Source organism: Martinezella sp. CNPSo 3959 (assembly GCF_057784355.1).
In genome coordinates this window covers 254,626-278,208 of record NZ_JBXSOV010000006.1, presented here as the reverse complement: position 1 = coordinate 278,208, position 23,583 = coordinate 254,626, and the positions used below count along the sequence as shown (strand labels likewise).

The 23,583-nt window shown below is 57.2% G+C and carries 20 protein-coding genes and 1 pseudogene; 16 read left to right on the top strand and 5 right to left on the bottom strand.

The window, feature by feature from the left end; all coding sequences use genetic code 11:
- The first annotated feature begins 61 nt into the window (after positions 1-61).
- The 7 genes from AC13RE_RS16305 to AC13RE_RS16275 are packed head-to-tail and all read left to right on the top strand — an operon-like array spanning position 62 to position 6,793.
- Positions 62-787: a class I SAM-dependent methyltransferase gene (locus AC13RE_RS16305; protein ID WP_488563705.1), complete on the top strand. Its 726-nt coding sequence runs from the start codon at positions 62-64 to the stop codon at positions 785-787.
- Entirely contained in the window at positions 784-1,656 is an 873-nt protein-coding gene (locus tag AC13RE_RS16300; RefSeq protein ID WP_488563689.1) for an NAD-dependent epimerase/dehydratase family protein, read from the top strand. Before AC13RE_RS16305 ends, AC13RE_RS16300 begins: the two co-directional genes overlap by 4 nt.
- Positions 1,635-2,777 (top strand): glycosyltransferase family 4 protein, encoded by a 1,143-nt coding sequence (locus AC13RE_RS16295; protein ID WP_488563688.1) that lies wholly within the window; start codon positions 1,635-1,637, stop codon positions 2,775-2,777. The genes AC13RE_RS16300 and AC13RE_RS16295 overlap by 22 nt, the downstream gene beginning before the upstream one ends.
- Complete coding sequence (locus AC13RE_RS16290; protein ID WP_488563687.1) at positions 2,778-3,608, top strand: ABC transporter permease; 831 nt, start codon at positions 2,778-2,780, stop codon at positions 3,606-3,608.
- Positions 3,598-4,980: an ABC transporter ATP-binding protein gene (locus AC13RE_RS16285; RefSeq protein WP_488563686.1), complete on the top strand. Its 1,383-nt coding sequence runs from the start codon at positions 3,598-3,600 to the stop codon at positions 4,978-4,980. Before AC13RE_RS16290 ends, AC13RE_RS16285 begins: the two co-directional genes overlap by 11 nt.
- Positions 4,973-5,878 (top strand): glycosyltransferase family 2 protein, encoded by a 906-nt coding sequence (locus tag AC13RE_RS16280; RefSeq protein ID WP_488563685.1) that lies wholly within the window; start codon positions 4,973-4,975, stop codon positions 5,876-5,878. Before AC13RE_RS16285 ends, AC13RE_RS16280 begins: the two co-directional genes overlap by 8 nt.
- A gap of 51 nt (positions 5,879-5,929) precedes the next feature.
- Entirely contained in the window at positions 5,930-6,793 is an 864-nt protein-coding gene (locus AC13RE_RS16275) for a glycosyltransferase (RefSeq protein WP_488563684.1), read from the top strand.
- 74 nt (positions 6,794-6,867) lie between these two features.
- Here the strand turns inward: AC13RE_RS16275 and traG are convergent.
- The 3 genes and pseudogenes from traG to AC13RE_RS16260 form a co-directional block, all read right to left on the bottom strand.
- Positions 6,868-8,112 (bottom strand): annotated as a pseudogene (gene traG, locus AC13RE_RS16270) (Ti-type conjugative transfer system protein TraG); the annotation flags it as partial.
- 12 nt (positions 8,113-8,124) lie between these two features.
- A complete protein-coding gene (locus tag AC13RE_RS16265; RefSeq protein WP_488563683.1) occupies positions 8,125-9,510 on the bottom strand; it encodes an O-antigen ligase family protein in 1,386 nt (461 codons plus the stop codon).
- Between the two features lie 155 nt (positions 9,511-9,665).
- Positions 9,666-10,241 carry a sugar transferase gene (locus tag AC13RE_RS16260; RefSeq protein ID WP_488563682.1) on the bottom strand — a complete coding sequence of 192 codons (576 nt, stop codon included), beginning with the start codon at positions 10,239-10,241 and terminating at the stop codon, positions 9,666-9,668.
- A gap of 186 nt (positions 10,242-10,427) precedes the next feature.
- Between AC13RE_RS16260 and AC13RE_RS16255 the strand changes: the two genes are divergently transcribed.
- Entirely contained in the window at positions 10,428-11,363 is a 936-nt protein-coding gene (locus AC13RE_RS16255; protein ID WP_488563681.1) for a UDP-glucose 4-epimerase family protein, read from the top strand.
- Between the two features lie 15 nt (positions 11,364-11,378).
- Here the strand turns inward: AC13RE_RS16255 and AC13RE_RS16250 are convergent, their stop codons facing one another.
- A complete protein-coding gene (locus AC13RE_RS16250) occupies positions 11,379-12,665 on the bottom strand; it encodes a nucleotide sugar dehydrogenase (RefSeq protein ID WP_488563680.1) in 1,287 nt (428 codons plus the stop codon).
- A 262-nt stretch (positions 12,666-12,927) separates the two neighbouring features.
- Between AC13RE_RS16250 and AC13RE_RS16245 the strand changes: the two genes are divergently transcribed.
- The 4 genes from AC13RE_RS16245 to AC13RE_RS16230 all read left to right on the top strand — a co-directional run bounded on the left by AC13RE_RS16245 (position 12,928) and on the right by AC13RE_RS16230 (position 17,848).
- Entirely contained in the window at positions 12,928-13,116 is a 189-nt protein-coding gene (locus tag AC13RE_RS16245) for a hypothetical protein (RefSeq protein ID WP_488563679.1), read from the top strand.
- Between the two features lie 1,255 nt (positions 13,117-14,371).
- Positions 14,372-15,055, top strand: a complete 684-nt coding sequence (locus AC13RE_RS16240; RefSeq protein ID WP_488563678.1) for a YoaK family protein — start codon at positions 14,372-14,374, stop codon at positions 15,053-15,055.
- A 150-nt stretch (positions 15,056-15,205) separates the two neighbouring features.
- Positions 15,206-16,189: a UDP-glucose 4-epimerase GalE gene (gene galE / locus AC13RE_RS16235; RefSeq protein ID WP_113231646.1), complete on the top strand. Its 984-nt coding sequence runs from the start codon at positions 15,206-15,208 to the stop codon at positions 16,187-16,189.
- A gap of 69 nt (positions 16,190-16,258) precedes the next feature.
- Entirely contained in the window at positions 16,259-17,848 is a 1,590-nt protein-coding gene (locus AC13RE_RS16230; protein WP_488563677.1) for an alkaline phosphatase family protein, read from the top strand.
- A gap of 6 nt (positions 17,849-17,854) precedes the next feature.
- Here AC13RE_RS16230 and AC13RE_RS16225 read toward each other — a convergent pair whose 3' ends face one another.
- A complete protein-coding gene (locus AC13RE_RS16225) occupies positions 17,855-18,361 on the bottom strand; it encodes a DUF1993 domain-containing protein (protein ID WP_488563676.1) in 507 nt (168 codons plus the stop codon).
- 371 nt (positions 18,362-18,732) lie between these two features.
- On the opposite strand from AC13RE_RS16225, the gene AC13RE_RS16220 reads away from it, so the two are divergent.
- The 4 genes from AC13RE_RS16220 to AC13RE_RS16205 all read left to right on the top strand — a co-directional run bounded on the left by AC13RE_RS16220 (position 18,733) and on the right by AC13RE_RS16205 (position 23,582).
- Positions 18,733-19,659: a sugar ABC transporter substrate-binding protein gene (locus tag AC13RE_RS16220; RefSeq protein ID WP_488563675.1), complete on the top strand. Its 927-nt coding sequence runs from the start codon at positions 18,733-18,735 to the stop codon at positions 19,657-19,659.
- A gap of 74 nt (positions 19,660-19,733) precedes the next feature.
- On the top strand, positions 19,734-21,275 hold the full coding sequence (locus tag AC13RE_RS16215) for a sugar ABC transporter ATP-binding protein (RefSeq protein WP_488563674.1): 1,542 nt from the start codon (positions 19,734-19,736) through the stop codon (positions 21,273-21,275).
- Positions 21,276-21,307: 32 nt separating this feature from the next.
- Positions 21,308-22,333 carry an ABC transporter permease gene (locus AC13RE_RS16210; protein WP_132719817.1) on the top strand — a complete coding sequence of 342 codons (1,026 nt, stop codon included), beginning with the start codon at positions 21,308-21,310 and terminating at the stop codon, positions 22,331-22,333.
- Positions 22,334-22,523: 190 nt separating this feature from the next.
- Positions 22,524-23,582 carry a dipeptidase gene (locus AC13RE_RS16205; protein ID WP_488563673.1) on the top strand — a complete coding sequence of 353 codons (1,059 nt, stop codon included), beginning with the start codon at positions 22,524-22,526 and terminating at the stop codon, positions 23,580-23,582.
- The last annotated feature ends 1 nt before the right edge of the window (position 23,583 follow it).

Here is a 23,583-nt window from a genome sequence, read left to right as displayed (position 1 = left end):
CGTGCCGCGCGGTGAGTGGAATTGGGAAGATACGCTGGCGGCAGCGCATGGTGACCCAGCGATGCGAGATACACTGCGGCACAGCTACATCCATAAAGATCATGGCGGCACGCTCCACAGATACCGTCATAGTGAGGAGTTTCGGGAGTTGGCCCGGATAGTCGCCGATCGGCACGAGCAACCTGCTAGCATTCTAGACGTAGGCGCCGGGAATGGCGTTTGTTCCGTAGCCTTTGCGCTTGAAAATCAAGAGGTCGTTGCTATCGAGCCAGGGGAGGGTCCCATAGGCGGTATTGATGCCGTTGAGACAATGGCTAAGCACGGCGCTTGGATTGATTCAACGATATTTGACAGATTGAGCTGGGAAAGAGCTGACATTCTCACATACCAGACAGAAAAGCGCTTCGACGCGGTTTTGTGCCGTCAGGCCCTACATCATTTTTCCGATCCACATCTTGCTGTTCAGAATATTTTCAATCTGCTCAAGCCGGGTGGAACCGCGCTCTTCGTCCGTGAGCACGTTGTTTTCGACGCCGACGACAAACAGGCATTTTTGAAAGGCCATCCGTTTCAAAAATTCTATGGCGGTGAAAATGCCTACACTGTGGAAGAGTATATTGATTTCATCAAGAAGAGCGGTCTAGTCGTTGAGAAAGTGCTCAAGTTTGGTGATAGCCCTATCAACTACGAACCGCATTCTCGTGAAATGGCACAGAAGTTGGATGAGCGCGATATCGCCGGACGTCCCTACACTTTTGTAGCAGTCAAACCTGGGCGGTCGAAATGAAAACGTTGATCGTCGGAGCGCGGGGCTTTATAGGCTCGCACCTAAAAGAGTACATGGCCAACTTCGGTGAGGTTGTAGCTGTAAGCTTGTCTTCGCTTCAAGGAGATGATCGGAAGCAACGTCTCACACAATTATTTGCGAGTATCCAGCCTGACATTTGCGTAAATTGTTCGGGGGCAGCCCATGTTCCAAGCTCATTCAGCAATCCTCTTAACGATTTCGAGATGAATACTGCGAGCGTTTATGAAATGCTGGCTGCGATACGGCAGGAGAGTCCTGGGACTCGGTTCGTTCATCTGTCGAGTGCGGCGGTTTATGGAAGCCCTGTCACACTTCCCATAGCGGAAAGTGCGCCGCTGAACCCCGTATCGCCGTACGGCTACCATAAATTAGCGGCTGAACAGTTTTGCCAAGAGTTTTCAAGCATCTATGGCATCAAGACCGTATCGTTGCGGATTTTTTCCGCCTACGGACCGGGCCTGCGGAAGCAGCTTCTTTGGGACACCTACTGCAAATGGCGTGATTCCACCGACGTCAAACTGTTTGGCACAGGCGACGAGACGCGGGACTTCATCTTCATCGATGATGTCTGCGAAGCCATACGGGCGGTGGTGGAGAGAGCCGGATTTAGCGGTGAAAGCATCAATATAGCGAGCGGAACGGCCATTTCCATCCGTGAAATTGTCACATTGCTATTGAAGGAACTGGGTGGTGCGCACCAGGCCGATTTTGTAGGTCAGAAACGCGAGGGCGATCCGGATTCTTGGTGCGCCAATATTACAACCCTGAAAGCCCTAGGCTTCGAAAACAGAACATCACTCATCGATGGGATCAAGGCGACGGCCCAATGGCTAAAAGAACAAGAATAATAATTCCATTTAATTACGATGAGGGTTGGACCGGAGGGAATTATTATATTTCCAACCTGGTCTCATCGCTGAACAGCATTCCGGCAATCCGGCAGCCGGAAGTTTACATTCTAAGTCACAACCGTGCATCGTTCGATTTTGTCGCTCAATCATCTAACTATCCCAGGTTGCGCTGGATCTCGTCGCTAATGATAAGCGATATCGACGGCGGTTTGTTTAAGAGGCTGCGGATTCTGTCGAAATTGCTGCCGCGTTTCGTCAAAAGGAAGATCGCCTATGATGCGATCTTCCCGTTTCCCATCGATACGAAAGAGCGGCACAAGACTATTTGCTGGATCCCTGATTTTCAGGAGAGGGCACTTCCGCATCTCTTTTCGAAAGAGGAGCTCGCATATCGAACGGAACAGCACCTGTATTATATTAATAATTTCAATAATATATTATTCAGCAGCTATGCGGCGAAAGACGATTTCGAAAAATATTATCCAGATGCAAAAAATACAAAACATGTGATGCAATTCGCCGTAGCAAATGTCCCTGATAGTCGAGATCATGTATCGGTACTTAAGCGTCTTCAGCTTCCTGATACTTTCTTCTATTGCCCAAATCAGTTCTGGATGCACAAGAACCATAAGTTGGTGATCGAGGCTGTGCATTTGCTTGCGCAGGAGGGGATAGAGATCACAGTCGCTTTCTCCGGGAAGGAGCTTGATCGTCGAGATCCAATGCATGTAACGAATTTGAAGACTAGGGTCGCCGAGCTTGGACTTGCAGATCGCATTAAATTTCTCGGGTTTATTAGCAAGGAAGACCAATATGTTCTTATCGAGCGGGCCAACGCCTTGTTGCAGCCGTCGCTCTTTGAAGGCTGGTCCACCGTCGTGGAAGAAGCGAAATCGAAGTCTCAATTCATTATTGCGTCGGATATTGCGGTTCATCGCGAGCAGCTTCTCGAGAATGCCCTTTTCTTCGATCCGCACAACCCGATGGATCTCGCGAAGGCCATCAAACAACGCCTCGCTGATCCTAGTGAGAATATCCCCATCGACTACGCTGCACGCAGACGCGAGTTCGCTGAGAGCTTTATGAATATCGTCACGAATGTAAGCGGAGGCGTTTGAATGTCGATAGGACTTGGAGGAAAAGGAAATCCGCTCGCGTTATTGATACAGGCTAAGCGATATCGAAGCCTGATTTACAGCTTGGTGCATCGTGACATTACGATGCGCTTCAGGCAGTCCGCGTTCAGCTTTCTCTGGCTCGTGCTGCAACCCTTGTTTCTTCTGCTCGTATATTCGTTTGTCTTCCAAGTCGTCATGCGCGTGCGATGGCAAGATGCCGCGTTTTCGAACGGCAATGTTCCGGTAGGGCTTATTCTGTTTACGGGGCTAAGTGTATACACCTTGCTTGCGGATGCACTAATCCGGTGCCCAGCCATCATTTCGAGCAGTACCTCGTATGTGAAAAAGGTTGTTTTTCCCCTCGCTCTTCTGCCCATGATCGTCGTTTTCAGCGCGCTTGTTCTCGCCGCTATCGCTCTGGCACTCGTCGTATTGATTTCGATCGGCTTTATCGGTCACGTATCGATGTGGACTCCGCTGATCATCGTCCCCTTACTTGCCTTGGCCTGTATGGCGCTCGGAATTGGTTGGTACATGGCGGCGCTGGGTGTTTATTTCAGAGATATCAATCAGATAACACCGTTCCTAAGCACAATCCTGCTCTTCACCGCCCCTATCTGTTATCCGAAGACTATGGTGCCTGAACAATTCGGCCGGCTGTTGCGATTCAATCCGCTGACCATTCCGGTCGAAACCATTCGCGCTATGATTTTCGGCGGCGATTTTAGTTTCGACGTTCTCGGCATCTATTGCTTGATAGCTGCGGTAATTATGGTCACGGGATATCTCTTCTTCCAGAAATTGAGAGTAGGTTTTGCAGATGTCCTATGAGACGGCGATTATCTGTCGCGGGGTTTCGAAGAGTTATGGTCTCTATAACAGCAGCGCTCAGCGGCTTCGAAGTCTGATTTTCGGTGCTAGCCATATCAAGCGCTTCACCGCTTTGAATTCGCTCGATATTGAAATCAAAAAAGGGGAATTCTTTGGAATTATCGGACGTAACGGAAGCGGTAAATCGACCCTCCTTCAGATGATATCGGGTATTATACCTCCAACGAGTGGGCATATTCATGTCAACGGTCGTGTAGGGGCTATGCTGGAACTCGGTGCCGGATTCAATCCAGAGTTTACAGGGCGTGAAAATGCGCGCCTCAATGCGCAGATACTCGGTCTATCGAATGCGGACATAACCGCAGCGATGCCTGAGATCGAAAAGTTCGCGGATATTGGCGACTTTATCGACCGACCCGTCATGACGTATTCGAGTGGTATGTTCGTCCGGCTAGCTTTCGCAGTCCAGACCGCGATCAACCCGGATATCCTCATTATCGACGAAGCTCTTGCCGTTGGCGACATTTTTTTCCGCATAAAGTGCTATGATCGCCTCAACGCACTCAAAGCGAACGGCACGACGGTAATCCTGGTAACGCATAGCTCTGAAGATATAATGTATTACTGTGATCGTGCGTTGCTACTCGATCACGGCAACGCACTCTTCTGTGGTGACCCCACCGACGCTGTCAACCGTTACTATGAGCTTGGGCATATGAGCGCTCCAGCTGAGGCAAAAGAAGTGACTGCATGGATCGGTGAAGACGACCAGGAAATGCAGGCCGATAGGATTATGCTACCCGCCGCATGGCCAAATGACGGCTTTTCCAGCGTAGCGCCTGATCGTCAGACAGGGGATGGAAAAGTCGTTTGTACAGCCATTCGAATGCAGGACGACGCGGGCCAGGCAAAGAACGTATTTCGTCAGGGTGATACGATGCATTTGCTTGCCGAATATCGGACACAGAGTGATATCGGATCACCCTGTGGCGGTTTTGTCGTGCGAACGGACAAGGGCGTCGTCGTTCATGGGCGTCACACGGCGCAGACCAATGTCGCTGTGCCGAGGTCGATCCCCAATGGTGCTGCGGTTCGGGTGGTTCATGAGCTTAAGCTGGACGTATCGGTAGGTGAGTATGTCGTTGATTTGGGTTTTTCCAGTTTTCCGCCAGATGTTTATGCGAGGCAGAATGCCATTCCTGCCATCGAGCTGGAGGGAACGGCCGCACGGCATAGTGTGGTCACAGGGGCGACCAGCTTCTCGGTGGTGGGAAAAACCGGCGGTGGCTACACTGCGCAACCATTTTACGGTCTGGCGGGCCTTCCCTCACAATCGCATTTGGCTGTAGCTAGGAAGGGCTCGGATGCATAGCCAGCAGCGTAGGGATTCACGGTTTGTCGCCCGTCTAAAGCAGAAACTGGGTGTCTCACTTGGGCTATTTTACCTTTATGACGCGCGACCGTTGAACGGGGTGCGCACATGTGTTTTGCCCGTTGCCGAGCGGGCGAGGCTGACATTTTCCCTCGTGACGCCATCCTATAATCAAGGGCGTTACATCGGCGAAACAATCAACAGTGTTCTTTCACAAAGTTATCCGCTTCTCGAATATGTCATCCAGGACTCGCTCTCGGCGGATGAAACGCCTGAGGTGATTGCATCTTTCCATGATCCACGCTTAAGGGCCTTCTATGAAAAGGACACTGGTCAGGCCAATGCGATAAATCGTGGTTTCCTCCGCACGAGCGGAGACATCATGGCCTATCTAAATTCCGACGATCTTCTTCTTCCGGATGCCTTGACACAGGTGGCCGCGTATTTCGAAGCCAATCCGGATGTCGATGCGCTCTACGCGGATCGCCTCATAATCGATGAGCAGAGTAACGTTATCGGCCACTGGCGGCTGCCCGCCCATAGTTCGGCAGTAACGCGCGTCGTCGACTACGTGCCGCAGGAAACCTTATTCTGGCGCCGCAGCCTGTGGGAACGAGCGGGCGGAAAACTCGACGATACCTTGCAATTCGCGATGGACTGGGATCTCGTGCTGAAATTCCAATCTGTTGGCGCGAATATCGCTCATGTTCCTGTTTTTACGGGTGCCTTCAGGGTTCATGCTTCCCAAAAGACACAGGCAGCACTCACAGCCGGCAAGCGGGAAATGCGGCACGTTCGGAATCGCTATACTAGTCGTTCGGCACGGTATTTCCTCTTTCCGCTACACGTACTCTATTTGTTTCGGCACGTAATGTTGGATGCCAGACCGCTCGAATGAGCGAGCGGCTTAACCGATTTTTTAGTTGAGAATACTGGCAAGGGGCGGAGTATGCCTGAGTTCGATATCACGGTCGTTATCCCAACATTCAAGGCTGAAAAGACTGTCGGACAATGTCTAGAGTCAGTTCTTTCCCAGCAGGGCGTGTCCACGGAGATCATTGTCGTCGATGGAGGATCGCCGGACGCGACAGTCTCCATCGTGCAGGGATTTTCATCAGCAAACCTTACTATTATTTCCGAACCCGACCGAGGCATCTACGATGCGATCAACAAGGGTGTTTCGCGCGGGCAAGGCGGAATGATCGGTGTTCTTGGCGCGGACGATGTCTACAAGCCGAACGTACTTTCGGTCGTGAAGAAAAATGCTTCGCGAGGGGCAGAGATCGTCGCAGGCTTGACCCTGATCGACGGGCAACTACGGGCGGACGAACAATATAGGCCGGCGGCGTTGATCAGCGGCATTCCATTTGGTCACAACGCAATGTTCGCTTCCCAAGAGGCTTATCGGAAGGTTGGGTTGTATGATCTAGCCTATCGAATTTGTGCCGATGCGGAGTGGGTTCATCGCGCGATCAAATCGGATATATCATGCCGCAAGATTGAACAGGTCTTCGTCGAGTTTGGAACAGAGGGCACGTCGTCGACGAATCCGGAAGAAATCATAGCGGAGGCCTGTAGCGTCATACAACGTAACTTTCCCTTTTTGTTGAAAGAGGAAGCGAAGTATCTTCTGTATGGCGTGAGGGGCTGGGGAGAAACCAGTCGGATTGAGCAGATATTGCGAAAATATGGCCACGAGTCAGCACTTTTTGTAACTGCGCTGCAGCAAGCCTTTCCAGCAGTGGATGCAAAAGCCGCGGGTAGGCACCGATATCTTGGGCGCCTTCGAGACATAATTTCAAGGATGTTTTGAAATCAATGCAAGGTCACACTCTATGATCGCTAGCTGCCGAAATTTGCTGTTGGCTTCGCGGTCAACACCTCACCCTAGAGCTTAAAAAAGCGATTGACCTTTGCCTCTCATCCAGCTCCTTGCGGCAGAAATAGATTGCTCGTCCGCAACGAATGGGCCTACGGCCCTGGACAATGATGATCTGCTCGTCCTTGCGCATCGACTGGGTGATTTCGTGCGGCATGATCAGCGGCCGGCGCTGGAAACTGATGCTTTCGGATTTGCGGCCGCCGCTATTCGATTTGCTCCAGCCGGTATCGCGCGTACGCCCCTGCACTTCGACCGTCATGTCTCCGCATTGGGCCGAGACATTGCGTGCTGTATCGAGCGCCTTGATTGCGGCGTAGGATGTGAAGGCGCAGCCTTCGATCCAGGAGGTCGCTCCATCTTTTCCGAAGTGACGCTCGAGCTGGCCGACGGATTGGTACATCAACATCAGTGTGATGCCATACTTACGCCCGCGGTCGCGCGCTTCTTCAAGAATACGCATGTAACCTAGCAGATCGACCTCGTCGAGCATGAAGAGCGCGCGGTGGCGGAAGTCGCCGTCGGCCCGGATCATGGCATTGATCAGTGAGCCGCTGATGACCCGGCCAATGCTCGGATAGGAACGCAGGATTGACGCAGGGATGTTGAGGAAGACGTCCGTCCGCCCGGAGGCGATGTCGCTCGATTTGAACACATTACTGCAGACCAGTGCGGCATAATTGTCGAGCGACAGCCATTGCGTATCCTTGGATGCGGTCGAATATACCCCGGAGAAGGTCTGCTCCGTCATGTTGGTGAAGACGCCGAGCGTCTCGCGGATAAAAGCGGACGCGGAATTTTCCTGAATGTCGCGCAACATGGCCAGCACCGACGGTTCCGGCTCGGAAACGATCAGACGCAGGGCTACGCAGGTTGCGGCGGCCGGCGTAATCGGGCGATAGCATCACATGCGCCAAAAGCCCGGTTAACAGATTGTGCGCCTGGTTCTGGAAATAGGAGCCAGCCGAGGTGTCGAAGCGGAGGCTTTCCGACAAAAGCATATGGGCGATCCCAACGATGTCCTCTTCCCTACGCATCGATCTCTCGATCCCATCAAGAACGTTGAAGCCTATGACTGGATTGGTCGGATCGAGTACCATGACTTCGCGGCCGAGCACATGGATGCTCGAGAATCATCGGCGCGACTTCGGTCGATGGATCGAGACAGGTCAGCGGCCCCTGTAGCGCAGCGCCGCCAGGATGACATTGCTGGTCGTCTTGAAGCCGCCGGAGCCCGCAAAGAGGCTGTCGTGCAACTGTTATGATCACGCTCTCACCGCCGCTTCTTTCCCTTCCACCCTCGACATCGCCAAATACTCCCCCTTCAGCCGCATATGGCACCAGCAGGCGAAGGCGGAGCTTGCGAAGGCCAGGCTTTCGCCGATCGCCAGGCGGTTGTTGGAGTTGCTGAGGAGCGTCAATGAGAAGAAGAAAAGGCAGGCGATGTATGCGTGCCATGCTGCGCGCGGGATAATGCCGGCCTTGCGGGCGCGCCAGACGGCGCGGATGAAGGTGGCGAGCATGAAGCCCATGATCGCAGCGCCGAAGAGGCCGTAGCGCACCAGGATTTCCAGGTAGCCGTTGTGCAGCAGCGTGTATTGGACATGCGAGTAGCGCGTCTCGGCCCAGCGTTCGAGCCACCGGTTGCCCCAGCCGAAGATCGGTGCGGAGGAAAAGACTTCCCAGCTGTTCGACCAGAGTTGCAGGCGTTCGTCCATCGACACCGGCGTATTGCTGGAACTGATGGCGTTCGAAACCACGCCGCCCATCTCATGGCCGTTGGCCACATTTTCGACCATGGAAAGGGCCGCCGACAAAGTCGGGCCGGCCGTTTTGTCGAGATTGTGCCTGACGCCATAGATCCCGGCGATCAACAGGGCTGCGACGGCGATGATGATGATCACGCCGCTCTTCAGGCGCAGGTAGGTGAGCGTAATGAGCGCCAGGACAGGCAGTGTTATGCCGAGTGCCAGCCAGACGCCTTTCGATTTGGCACCATAGATGGCGATGAAACAGAGGGCGAAGATGAAGGGCGAAACGATGTAGGCGAAGCGGGCGATGCGGCGGTCGCTCGATTTGTCCGTCAGGTAATGCAGCAGCCAGAACAGGGTGAAGATCACGATCATGCCGCAGGCGACGGCGCCGTGGATCTGGTTGTTCATGATCAGCGGGCGGATGGTCTCGCCGGCAAAGACCTCGCGCAGATGCTGTGTTGCCACAAGCATGATGAGGACCACCGCGAAATAAGCCGCGACGATCTTCTCCATCAGCTCTTCATAGAGCAGGAAGGCGACGCCCATGATGGGGAAGAAGAAGGGGAAGGCATAGAGCCAATCCGAGGCGCCGATATCGTGCTGCGGCGTCAGCCAGAAAGTGATGAAGAAGCGCGCCATGACATAGAAGGCCCAGCCCATGCAGAGCCAGCCGATCCAGTCCGTGCGCGGCCGTATCGGTGCCTTCATATAGTAATAGAGGGCGATCAAAGAGAGGAGCGCGGTGGCGTAGCGATAGGCGTCGCTCTCGACCACGGTCGGGGAGGCGACCAGCAGCCAGAGAATGCCGCCGATGATGGCGAGCGGTTTCGTCATGTTGCTTCCGGCCTTCGCGACGCCGATCGGTTCGGCTGCAAGGTCAGCATGCGGTTTGTTCATGCGCGAGTCGTCCAATGTCGTCCGCCTTCATCCAGGTTCGGTTCATCATCCGGCATTTCTCGCCCCCATGACGGCCCCTATGGTCGCAAAGGGGCAGGAATACGGCAATTTTCCCACGCCGTTGTGTCGATAATGTCGATTTCACCGAATGTTTGTTAATGCGCAACTCCGTCGCGTTTGACCACTTTCAATGCCGTCAGGAAAATGATCTTGAGGTCGAAGAAAAAAGAGCGTCGACGCATATACTCTTCGTCCAGCGCCACCTTCTCGGGGATCGGCAATTCGTCGCGGCCGTTGACCTGCGCCCAGCCGGTCAGGCCAGGCAGCAAAGCATCGACGCCGCGCTCCGTGCGCAGGGTTATAAGGTCGTGCTGATTAAAAAGGGCAGGGCGCGGGCCGACGATGCTCATCTCACCCTTGAGGATGCACCAAAGCTGCGGTAGCTCGTCGAGGCTCGATTTGCGCAGGAACGAGCCGATCGGCGTCAGATAGATATTCGGGTCCTTCAGCAGATGGGTCGCGACCGCCGGCGTGTCGGTGCGCATGCTGCGGAATTTCGGCATGCGGAAGATCTTATTTTTCCGGCCGATCCGATCGGACCAATAGAGGATCGGACCTGGCGAGGTCAGGCGCACTGCGAGAGCAACGATCAGGATCGGAATGAAAAAAACGATGGTCGCGGCTAAAGCGGCGAGAAAATCGAAAAGGCGCTTGGCGATTGTATAAAGCATCGTCTCTTGTCGTTGCATCGCCCTGTGTTCTGAGGGTGATGAAGGTCGTCAATGCTCCGTCCATCTCATATCGCGATTTCAAGCACAACCATCCGCGGCAAGATTCCTCGCCCTTGTTCCGAGCGGATATCCCGTGCAAAGCATATCTCAACAAATCATGGTGCGGAAAGCGGAGGCAGTGCGCGGATGATCCTGGTAACGGGTGCGACGGGTTTTGTCGGACAGGCGCTGTGCACGGAGCTTTCCCGCCGGCGGATGGATTATCGCCCGGTCAGCCGTAGCTTCCGCCCGGGCTTCGTTGCCATCGGGGCTATGGATAGCCATACGGATTGGTCCGATGCGCTTGCCGGCGTCGAGGTCGTCATGCATCTTGCGGCCCGTGTCCACGTTATGAATGAGAGCGCCGCCGATCCGTTGGCCGCGTTTCGCGCCGTCAATGTGGATGCAACGGTAAACCTGGCGCGGCAGGCAGCGGCCGCGGGCGTGAAACGCTTCATCTTCCTGAGCTCGATCAAGGTCAACGGCGAAGGGACATCGGCGGGTAAGGCCTTCAGAGCCTCGGACGTGCCGCATCCGGAAGATGCCTATGGTCGCTCGAAACTGGAGGCGGAGGAGGCCTTGCTCGCCATATCAGCGGAAGCGGGCATGGAGGTCGTCATCATTCGGCCGCCGCTCGTGTATGGTCCTGGCGTCAAGGCGAATTTCGCAAGCCTGATGAAGTGGGCTACGCGGCCATTTCCCTGGCCCTTCGGGGCGGTTCGAAACCGCAGGTCGCTCGTTTATGTCGGCAATCTCGTCGATTTCATGCTGCTCTGCGCCAACCATTCCTCGGTTGGAAGCCGCATATTTTTGATCAGCGACGGCGAAGATCTTTCGATCGGCCAGCTGATCGCCAAACTATCTCTGGCCGCGGGACGCAAGGCTTGGATGCTGCCGGTGCCGCCTGCGCTGCTCGAGGGACTTGCCGCGCTGCTGGGCCGTCGAGCCGCCGCGCAGCGGTTGCTTGGCTCGCTTCAGGTCGATGTCGGCGAGACGCGGGCGGTCACCGGCTGGTCGCCGCCCTACTCGGTCGAAGAGGGATTGGCGGCGACGGTTGCCGGTGCGGGGGCGAAGGCGCGCTGAACTGGTCTTTCGGCCTTATAGGCTCCAGACCGAATGACCTTCCAGCAGAGGATTGGCTCGATCGAGTGCCGCCTTGACGTCAACGACGACGCCGTTTTCGCTCAAAAGAGCGAGGATCTCTGCAGCACCTTCGGCCAGATAGGATTTGTGGGGAACGGCAAGCACGACGGCATCAAGCTTGCTGAAATCCTTTAGCTCCATCAGGCGGATGCCATATTCCTCCTCGGCCTCCCGGTGGCTCGCCATCGGGTCGTGCACTAGCGGTTCCAGGCCGAACTGATGCAGTTCGCTTATAATGTCAGGAACGCGGCTGTTGCGCAGGTCGGGCACGTTTTCCTTGAAGGTCAGGCCGAATATGCCGATCCGGGCGCCATTGATCGGCTTTTTCGCCGCGACCAGCATCTTGATGAGCTTCTGGGCAATGAAAGCGCCCATGCCGTCATTGATGCGGCGGCCGGACAGGATGACTTCCGGGTGATAGCCGAGCTCTTCAGCCTTGGCCGTTAGATAATAGGGATCGACGCCAATGCAGTGGCCGCCGACAAGGCCCGGGGTGAAGGGCAGGAAATTCCATTTCGTGCGCGCCGCCTTGAGCACATCGGCGGTGCGGATGTCCATTTTCTCAAAAATGATCGAAAGCTCGTTCATCAATGCAATATTGACGTCGCGCTGGGTGTTCTCGATCACCTTGGCGGCCTCGGCCACCTTGATGCTGGGGGCGCGGTGGACGCCGGCCTCGACCACAGCGCCATAGATCGCAGCGATCCTTTCCAGCGTTTGCGCATCATCGCCGGCGACGACCTTCACGATGCGCTCGAAGGTGTGCTCCTTATCGCCGGGATTGATGCGCTCCGGCGAATAGCCGACATGGAAATCCTCGCCCTGCCGCAGTCCGGAAACTTCAGCTAGCACCGGGCCGCAGACCTCTTCGGTAACGCCGGGATAGACAGTGGACTCATAGACGACGATCGAACCTTTGCGCAAAACCCTGCCGACCGTGCGTGAGGCGGAAATCATCGGCCGCAAATCGGGTTGGCGGTTTCGGTCGATCGGCGTCGGGACGGCAACGATGAAGATATCGCGATCCCTGAGATCCTCGATCTCGCTGCTGATGCGCAGCCCGCTCGACTTCAGCCGCTCGGCAGAAATCTCCCGGGTATCGTCCTCGCCAAGCTTCAAGGCGGCGACACGGGAGGCCTTGATGTCGAAACCGACCACATCAGGGAATTTTTCGGCAAGCGCGATCGCGACGGGCAGGCCCACATAGCCGAGGCCGATAACGGCAATTTTTTCGTTCAACACAACATACCTCGAACACTCCGCCTGAATTAGCGCAAATACGAAGCGGATGTCAGCGCCTAATATTTGCTTTCAGGATCATTTCAGCTGTGGGTCGCATGAATGTGATGACCGGTCAGCGGCTTTGCAATGGCCCGGGCGTGCAGCCTTGTCGCATACTGCGCCTCACCTTTGACGCAGATGCATAGGATGCCTATCGAAACTTTCTGGTTTCGACCCCATTTATTTGGGTGAGACCTAATTTTTTTGGAAAGCGTGGTTCGCAATGCGAAACAGCTATATCAAGCATCTACGCACCCAGCGCGAGCAGCTTGAAGCCAAGCTCGAGCTGCATATAGCCCGCTATTGTTTCGGCGACGAAGAGGTGGACGACGGCACGGAGGCGGAGCTGCGGCAACGCATCGCGGAACTGTCTGATGAAATCACCGAACTTGAAACCCAATGGGGTGAATAGTCGGACGATTGCTGAACGCAGTCGCTGCCTTGCGAGCTTCGGTCGGTACTCGGTGCGATAGAAGGTGCAAGGAAGTCCTGTATGGGATTCAGTTGCCAATCCGCAAAGGGTGGATTGGCGAAAAGAGCCGCCGAATCCGTGGATACCGGTGCTTGGCAGGCCGAAAACGGCTGGCCAGCCGCGCAGGCTCCGGCCTTTATCAGGTCGTCAGCGGAGGCTTGATCGGTCATCAGCCTGATTTTCATCGCTTCGTCCGGCGTAAGCAGCCGTATCGAACTCGGAGCGGCACTCATTGCCATGTCGAGGATCGACCGATCGATGCCCATTTCCTTGAAGTAAGCGAGAAATTTTGATCGCTGTGATTTCGACAGCGTCGTGCTGTCGCGCAGCCCGATAAACTTGCGGCTGATTTCCTGGCGACTGATGAGGCGCTTCTTGCCGTTAACGATCTGATATTTCATCCGGTAGAGTATCCGCTCCCGATCATAGGTCGTCTTGACTTGATGCACGCCTACGATACCGAAAGGGCTGATGACACGCCTGACGCCGGCTGCCAGTACGAAAGGGCAGGCCGAGAAACATCTGGCGCCAGCGGAATAGACGACGCCTTTTGCGCCGGCGTGCCAGCCATCGCCACAGAGTGGCTGGTCGTTCGGGCAGGATCGAAGTCTCGTGCCGCCCACAGCCACCGACAGGCCGCGCTTTCGGATGATCTCCCCCATTTCCATCGCAGCCTCTACATTTCCGCCGGGCGAGTTCACGATTATGGGCAGCTTCCTGCTGCCGATACTGGCCAGAAGTTTGCGCAGATCGCCAGGAGATTTCGCATCGATCATGCCTTCTGCGGCAATCCAGTCGACGCAGCCCTCGGGTCGACAGCTGCCGGAGCCGGGATCGGCATGGACCAGCATGAACTGCATGGGTGCGCCCGGTACCTGAGCTGCTGCCACCGGCGCCAAGGTAAAGAGCGCCAGTCCTGCTGCAGCCCCTAGCCGACAGTTTTGGACAAGGAGGCGCGCAAGATGCGAGAAAACTACTGGAATCATGAAGCGATGCCTCCCAGCATCTTTATGACGGGCGGCCAGTAAAACACAACTCCGTTAAGCAAGTCGATGCAACCTTGATCTGCAGCATGCCGTCGCCGTCCGGTTGGCGTTACACGGCGGTGTTTCGTTTCGCGGCCACGCAAGTATCTCGACATTGGTGGCCTTTCGGCGCGATAAGGTCGGAGACGATCAAAGCGAGCGAGAAAGCGATGAAGCCGAGCCTGCCTACCCTTCTGAGCATCAATGGCGGCTATGTCGATACCGCCGGATTTCTGGCCCTGCACGGCCTGTTCACGGCGCATGTGACGGGCAATTTCGTCACGCTCGGCGCTTCCCTGGCACTCGGAACCTCAGGCGCGCTGGCCAAGCTTCTGGCGCTGCCGGTCTTCTGCATCGTCGTCATCCTCGCCCGTCTCATTGGCGGCGATCTCTCGCGGCGCAATCTGCCGACGCTGCAGATCATTCTGACGCTGAAATTGCTGCTATTAGCCTTTGCGGCGATCCTCGCCATGCGCTTCGGCCCATTTGGTGATGGGGATGGCTGGCAGCCGCTTCTGATCGGCATGACGCTTGTCGCGGCGATGGCCATCCAGACGACCGCACATCGCATTCATCTCGGCTCGACGCCACCGACGACGATGATGACGGGCACGACGACGCAGATCATGATCGATATCACCGATCTGCTCCATGGTGCCAAACCCGAGGAAAAGGCGGCAATGAAGGCGCGGCTTCGCCGCATGGGGGTCTCTGTCGGCGGCTTTGCCTTCGGTTGTGCGCTGGCGGCGGCCCTTTTCCTGTTTGTCGGCATGGCCTGTTTCCTGCTGCCTCCCGTTCTGGCACTTGCCGGAATTCTCACGCATATCGGCAAGGCGGAGGTGAAGCCGGCTTAGCTTTTCGCCTGGGCCTGTTCTCGATACGACCAATCTTGCTCCTTTCTCCCGCCTTGCAAGTCGGCTACAGCTCTCTAAGTGTACGCGTCGGATCGAACCCGGTCCGCCGCTTTGGGGCGGTAAGTCGTCGTCAGTCGAGAAGGGATGGTCATGGCAGGAGAAACGGTGCTTGTGGTCGGCGGAGCCGGATATATCGGTTCGCACACTTGTCTGGATCTGGCGAACAAGGGGTTCAAGCCCGTCGTCTACGACAATTTCTCCAACGGTCATCGCGAATTCGTCAAATGGGGTCCGGCCGAGGAAGGCGATATCCGCGATCGCGCCCGTCTCGATGAGGTGCTGGCCAAACACAAGCCTGCCGCTATTCTGCATTTTGCCGCGCTGATCGAGGTCGGCGAGTCGGTCAAGGATCCTGTTTCCTTCTATGAGAACAACGTCATTGGCACGTTGACCCTGCTTTCGGCAGCCCAGGCCGCCGGCGTGAAGGCTTTTGTCTTCTCCTCGACCTGCGCCACCTACGGCCTGCCGCAAAGTGTGCCGCTCGACGAAAGCCACCAGCAGGTGCCGATCAACCCCTATGGCCGCACGAAATATATCGTCGAGCAGGCGCTGGCCGATTACGACCAATACAAGGGGCTGCGCTCCGTCATATTGCGCTATTTCAATGCTGCCGGCGCCGATTTCGAGGGGCGCATCGGCGAATGGCATACGCCGGAAACCCATGCAATCCCGCTTGCCATCGACGCCGCCCTCGGCCGCCGTCAGGGCTTCAAGGTGTTCGGCAGCGATTATGATACGCGCGACGGCACCTGCGTCCGCGACTATATCCATGTGCTCGATCTTGCCGATGCCCATGTCCGTGCCGTGGAATATCTGCTCGATGGCGGCGATTCCGTCGCGCTTAATCTCGGCACGGGTACGGGCACGACGGTGAAGGAACTGCTTGGGACGATCGAGACCGTCTCGAACCGGCCGTTTCCGGTCGAATATGTCGGCCGTCGTGAGGGCGATTCGACGACGCTGGTGGCCAATAATGACAAAGCCCGCGATATTCTCGGCTGGTCGCCGCAATACGATCTGACCGAGATCATCCAATCGGCCTGGAACTGGCATGCCAAGTCCAACCAGCACTAGAGCCGGATGATTTTAGGTCTGTTCGACCTAAAATCTGAATCCGCTCTAGAATCAAGGAAGTAGAGCGTGATGTCGTCCGAAAACCGCCTACACTTTTCGGCATCACGCTCTGAACGGCGTTCTGTCGCGGGTGTTGGGAGTAAACGCCCGAACGTTCTGCTGATCTCAGCCGATCAATGGCGGGGAGATTGCCTCTCCGCCGTCGGTCATCAATGCGTCCAGACGCCGAATGTCGATGCGTTGGCGCGGGAAGGTGTGCTGTTTCGGCGGCACTATGCCGGTACAGCGCCCTGTTCGCCGGCGCGGGCGACGCTCTATACCGGCCTTTACCAGATGAACCATCGTGTTTGCCGCAATGGTTCGCCGCTGGATGCCCGTTTCGACAATGTCGCGCTTGCTGCACGCCGGGCCGGCTACGAGCCGACGCTGTTCGGCTATACGGATACGGCGCCGGATCCGCGTGGCCGTGACCCCCACGATCCGCATCTGACGACCTATGAGGGCGTATTGCCGGGTTTCACGGCGCGACAGCTTCTGCCCGAACATGAGAAACAATGGCTCTCCTGGCTACGGTCGTGCGGCCATGCCAATGCCATCAGCCGCAATATTCATATTCCAGTCGGGGCCGCGCCCGGCGAGATTTCGAGCAATGCGCCTGCCTATTCCAAGGACGAGACGCAGACGGCCTTTCTGGCCGGCGAGTTCATCCGCTGGCTTGGAGAACAGGATCAGCCCTGGTTCGCGCATGTTTCCTTCCTGCGGCCGCATCCGCCTTTCTCGGTGCCAGAACCCTATAACCGCATGTTTTCGGCGGCTGACGGTCCGGCTTTCGCACGCGCGGCCGACCGCGAAACGGAGATGGCCTCGCATCCGCTGCTCGCCTTCGGCCTGCCGCTGATCGCCAAGGGCAACTTCGTGTATGGTGGCAAGGGCTCCATCAATGAGTGGACGCCGGAGGATTTTGCGGCGATCCGCGCCATCTATTACGGCATGATCGCCGAAGTCGACGCGCAGCTTGGCCGGATCTGGCAGGCATTGAAGGATGCAGGCGCCTGGGACGACACTGTCATCGTCTTCACCTCGGACCATGCCGAGATGATGGGCGATCACTGGATGCTTGGCAAGGGCGGCTTCTTCGATGGCAGCTATCATGTGCCGCTCGTTATTCGCGATCCCGGCCAGCCCGGCACGTATGGCCGGCAAGTGGAGCGTTTCACCAGCGCCGCGGATATTTTCCCGAGCCTGTGCGACCGGCTTGGCATCGCGCCGGCAAACCATGTCGATGGCGAAAGCCTACTGCCGTTCCTCGCAGGATCCGAACCAACTCACTGGCGCGATGCCGCCTTCTGGGAGTTCGATTTCCGCGATATCGCCGAAGGCATTCCGGAGCGGCATTTCGGCTTGCGGTCCAATGCCTGCAATCTGGCCGTCGTGCGCGACGAGCATTTCAAATACGTCCATTGCGCCGGTCTTCCGCCGCTGCTCTTCGATCTGGCGAAGGATCCGGCCGAGCTTTCCAATGTCGCCAATGACAGCACCTACGCGGCAACCAGGCTTGCCTATGCCGAAAAGCTGCTTTCTCTTCGGGCAGAGCATCTGGACCAGACGCTTACCTATACGGAGCTGACGGAAAAAGGGCCGGTGTCACGCCGGCCCTGAATAATTCTAGCTGAGTGCACCGAGATAATTCATCTTGCCCACCGCTAAGCCGCGGCTGCGCAGAATGTCGTGCGCCGTGGTGACATGGAAGAAGAAATTCGGCAGCGCGAATTTCGCCAGGTAATCTTCACCTTTGAAAACGATTTTGTTGCCTCCGGGCGTGATCGTCACTTCCCGTACCTCGCTTCCTTCCATCGTCGCTGGGGTAACCGTCGCCAGGAAATCCTGCGTTTTCTTCAGACGTTCGCGCAGGTCTGCGACGGTCGTCTCGTTATCTTCGAAACGCGGCGCATCGATGCCGGCAAGACGGGCGATGGCGAGTTTCGCCGTATCGGAGGCGCGCTGGTACTGGCCGGAGAGCGGCAGCATGTCGTCGATCAGCCGCGCGGAAACGAGTTCCTCCGCCGCAATGCCTTTTTCCGCCGCATAGGCTTCGATCTTGTCGAGATAGACCGAAAGGTTTTGCAGGCCGCGCTGAAAGATCGGGACCGAGAAACTGTACATCGAGGGCATGCTTATTCTCCATTGCGGGCCGCGGCGCGGCCGGTTGGTTCGCCGACATTCTGTTCCAATCCCATGTCGATGGAATAACCGTTCCATGGTGCCGGCGCCCGTATGTAGGGTTTGGCCGCCGTTTCTTGCAGCAGCAGAGACGAGAAACTCGTCGTCGCCCGCGCCCTTTCGGGGGGCGAGAATTTGCTGTTGACCTTTGTCTTGAAAAATGGAATGAATATTCCGGATAAAGAATTTTACGGTTTGTTTGTTCCGTTTTCGATATGGCTGCCATGGGAGTGGCAGCCGATTGAATAAAGGCCCCGCGGTCGAAACCGGGGGCTCCGGCATTCAGGAGGGGTGTGGCCGGGCACCGTATCTGGGAGGAAAACATGAAGAAATTTATCCTTGGCTCTGCGATGGCGCTTATGTTGTCGACCGCTGCCCATGCCGAAACCATCGGCGTTTCCATGGCGCTCTTCGACGACAACTTCCTGACGGTTCTGCGCAACGGCATGCAGGATTACGCAAAGGACAAGGGCGTCACCCTGCAGGTTGAAGACGCGCAGAACGATATCGCCAAGCAGCAGAGCCAGATCCAGAACTTCATCGCCAGTAAGGTCGATGCCATTATCGTGAATCCGGTCGACACCGACGCGACGGCAGCGATTTCCAAGCTTGCCGCCGATGCCAAGATCCCGCTCGTCTACGTCAACCGCGAGCCGGCAAACGTCGACAGCCTTCCGGACAAGCAAGCTTTCGTCGCCTCCAACGAACAGGAATCCGGTACGCTGGAAGCCAAGGAAGTCTGCCGGTTGCTGGGTGGCAAGGGCAAGGCCGTCATCATGATGGGCGAACTTTCCAACCAGGCTGCCCGCATGCGCACCAAGGACGTCCATGATGTCGTGGCGACCGATGAGTGCAAGGGCATCAAGATCGTTCAGGAGCAGACCGCCAACTGGCAGCGCACCCAGGGTGCCGACCTGATGACCAACTGGCTCTCCAGCGGCATCGAATTCGATGCCGTCATCTCCAACAACGACGAAATGGCGATCGGCGCCATTCAGGCGCTGAAGGCTTCCGGCAAGTCGCTCGACAAGATCATCGTTGCCGGCGTTGATGCGACGCAGGACGCGCTTGCCGCCATGCAGGCCGGCGACCTGAAGGTCACCGTGTTCCAGGATGCTGCCGGCCAGGGTAAGGGCGCAGTGGACGCCGCACTCAAGCTCGCCAAGGGCGATAAGATCGAGAAAAAGGTCTATATCCCCTTCCAGCTCGTTACGCCCACCAACGTCAAGGACTTCGTCAAGAAGAACTGAGGACGAAAATGATCGACGGATGCGGGCTTGAAAAGCCCGCATCCTTTGAAATCCGATCTGCCCGGGAGGGAAAAATGGTTGTGAGCCCATCCACCATGGCGGCGGTGCGCGCCAGCGGCGTTGTTCCCAACGCCACCTATCTGTTGAGCGCTGAAGGCATTCGCAAGGAATTTCCCGGCGTGGTCGCCCTCGACGACGTTTCCTTCCGCCTGAAGCGCGGGACGGTGCATGCGCTGATGGGTGAAAACGGTGCGGGCAAATCGACCCTGATGAAGATCCTTGCCGGCATCTATATTCCCGATCAGGGGGAAGTGCGCCTCAAGGGCGTCGAGATCCGGCTGAAATCGCCGCTTGACGCGCTGGAAAACGGTATTGCCATGATCCATCAGGAGCTGAACCTGATGCCTTTAATGACCGTTGCCGAGAATATCTGGATCCGGCGTGAGCCGAAGAACCGCTTCGGCCTCGTCGACCATGCGGAGATGAGCCGCAAGACCGAGGAGCTCTTCCAGCGCCTCAACATTTCTATCGATCCCGAGATCCAGGTGCGTGAGCTTTCCGTCGCGAGCCGGCAGATGGTCGAAATCGCCAAGGCGGTCTCCTATAATTCCGACGTGCTGATCATGGATGAGCCGACCTCGGCGCTGACGGAGCGCGAGGTTGCGCATCTCTTCCAGATCATCCGCGACCTGCGCGCCCAGGGCATCGGCATCGTCTATATCACCCACAAGATGAATGAGCTGTTCGAGATCGCCGACGAGTTCTCGGTTTTCCGCGACGGCAAATATATCGGCACGCATGCTTCGACCGATGTGACCCGGGACGATATCATCCGCATGATGGTCGGCCGCGAGATCACGCAGATGTTCCCGAAGGAAGAGGTGCCGATCGGCGAGACCGTGCTGTCGGTCAAGGATTTGAGCCTCGACGGCGTCTTCTCCAACGTGTCCTTCGACGTCAGGGCCGGCGAAATTCTCGGCGTGGCCGGGCTTGTCGGATCGGGCCGGTCCAATGTCGCGGAGACCATCTTCGGCGTGACGCCGGCATCGTCCGGCACGATCGAGCTTTTCGGCAAGAAGACAGAGATTTCCTCGCCGGCGGCGGCGATCCGCCACGGCATGGCCTTTCTGACGGAGGACCGCAAGGATACGGGCTGTCTTCTCATCCTCAGCGTGCTGGAGAACATGCAGGTCGCGGTGCTGCATGACCAGTTCGTGCGCGGTGGCTTCGTGCAGGAAGGCGCGATCGAAGAGGCTTGCGAGGAGATGGCGAGGAAGCTGCGCGTCAAGACGCCGAACCTCGACGAACGCATCGAAAACCTGTCTGGCGGCAATCAGCAGAAGGCGCTGATCGGCCGGTGGATGCTCACCAATCCCCGCATTCTGATCCTGGATGAGCCCACGCGCGGCATCGATGTCGGCGCCAAGGCGGAAATCCACCGTCTCGTCACCGAAATGGCGCGCAACGGCGTCGCCGTCATCATGATCTCTTCGGAAATGCCCGAGGTGCTCGGCATGAGCGACCGCATCATGGTCATGCATGAAGGACGGGTCACCGGATTCCTGGATCGCGCGGAAGCAACTCAAGTGAAGGTGATGGAGCTGGCCGCGCAGTGACGCCGCCAATCATCGCAAGGGAGGATTGAACCATGGTTAGCAAAGTTGCAGAGGCGACCGCCCCGGCAGTCACACGGCCAAGACGTCGCCGCGTGCCGCCCGAACTCGGCATCTTCCTGGTGCTGATCGGCATTGCGCTGCTCTGCGAGATCCTCGGCTGGATCTTCGTCGGCCAGAGCTTCCTGATGAACCTGCAGCGCCTGAAGATCATGATCCTGCAGGTCTCGGTCATCGGCATCATCTCGGTCGGCGTGACGCAGGTCATCATCACAGGCGGTATCGACCTCTCGTCCGGCTCCGTTGTCGGCCTCACGGCCATGGTCGCCGCAAGCTTCGCCCAGTCGTCGACATGGGCGAGGGCCGTCTATCCTGCGCTGACCGACATGCCCTTCTTCGTCCCGATCGGCATCGGCCTGCTGATCGGCCTCCTTGCCGGCTTCATCAACGGGCAGCTGATCACCAAGACGAAGATCCCGCCCTTTATCGCGACGCTCGGCATGATGGTCTCGGCCCGTGGCCTGTCGAAGCTCTATACCAAGGGCCAGCCGATTTCGGGCCTCACCGACCAGTTCAATTTCATCGGGTCGGGAATCTGGCCGGTCGTCGTTTTCCTCATCATTGCCGTCCTCTTCCACATCGTGCTGCGCTATACGCGCTACGGCAAGTTCACCTACGCCATCGGCGCCAACGTGCAGGCGGCGCGCGTCTCGGGCATCAATGTCGAGGCGCATCTGGTCAAGGTCTATGCGATCGCCGGGCTTCTGGCGGGCCTTGCCGGTATCATCACCGCCGCCCGTGTGCAGACGGCGCAGGCCGGCATGGGTGTGAACTATGAGCTGGATGCGATCGCAGCTGCTGTCATCGGCGGCACGTCGCTGACCGGCGGCGTCGGCCGCATCGCCGGCACCGTCATCGGCACCGTCATTCTCGGTGTGATGATCTCCGGCTTCACCTTCCTCAACGTCGATGCCTATTACCAGGAAATCGCCAAGGGCTTCATCATCGTCGCGGCCGTTGCCATCGACGTCTACCGCCAGAAGAAGCGGGCCAAGCGCTGAAATGCCCGACACATCATCAGCGTCCTGAAACATGCTCTCAAGGCGGGGTTTTTACCCCGCCTTTTTCCATTCGAATATGCCGTTCCATGCAAATGCAAATTTTTTTCATTTGGGTATGGCGAATCCTGTCAGCTTTTCTATTCTGGCCGCTTTCCATTCGCTCACTCGAGCGCTTCATCCGGGATAGACAATGCAAGCCGTATTCGATGGTCACAACGACGTTCTCTTGAGGCTCTGGCATCACGCGCGCGATGGCGCCGATCCGGTTGCCGAATTCAAGGACGGGACGCCGAGCGGCCATATCGATGCTCCGCGGGCGCGTGCGGGCGCCCTCGCGGGTGGTCTTTGCGCCATTTACATCCCGTCGGGCGATCTCGTCTTTGCCGATCCCGATAGCAATGGCCACTATGCCACGCCTTTGGCGGCTCCGTTGGAGCGTGCGCCTTCCCTTGATATCGCTCTCGAAATGGCGGCCATCGCGCTGCGGCTCGACCGGGCCGGCGCCTGGAAGCTCTGCCGTTCCACCGCCGAGATTCGCGATTGCATGGAGAAAAGAATTTTCGCGGCCGTGATGCATATGGAAGGCTGCGAAGCGCTCGACGCCGATCTCGTCGCACTTGAAACCTTCTATGCTGCCGGCCTGCGTTCGCTCGGTCCCGTCTGGAGCCGCAACAACGTCTTTGCCCATGGTGTGCCCTTCGTCTATCCGAGCTCCCCGGACACAGGACCTGGCCTGACCGACGCCGGCTTTGCGCTGGTCCGCGCCTGCAATCAGCTCGGCATCCTCGTCGATCTCGCCCACATCACCGAGAAAGGCTTCTGGGATGTGGCGAAGACCTCGGATCAGCCGCTGGTCGCGAGCCACTCCAATGCGCATGCGCTGACGCCTGTCGCGCGCAACCTCACTGACAAGCAGCTCGATGCCATCAAGGAGAGCCGCGGCATCGTCGGCCTCAACTATGCGACGGCCATGCTGCGCGACGATGCGCGCTCGGATGCCGATACGCCGCTCGAGGCGATGGTGCGGCATGTCGATCATCTCGTCGGCCGCCTTGGCATCGATTGCGTGGGCCTCGGATCGGATTTCGACGGCGCCACAATCCCGGCTGAGATCGGCGATGCGGCAGGCAATCAGAAGCTGATTGAAGCCCTTCGGAACGCTGGTTATGGTGAAGCCGATCTTGCAAAGCTGTGCAGGGAGAACTGGCTTCGCGTCCTCGCGTCCGCTTGGAAGGAAGGCAGCCGTTAGA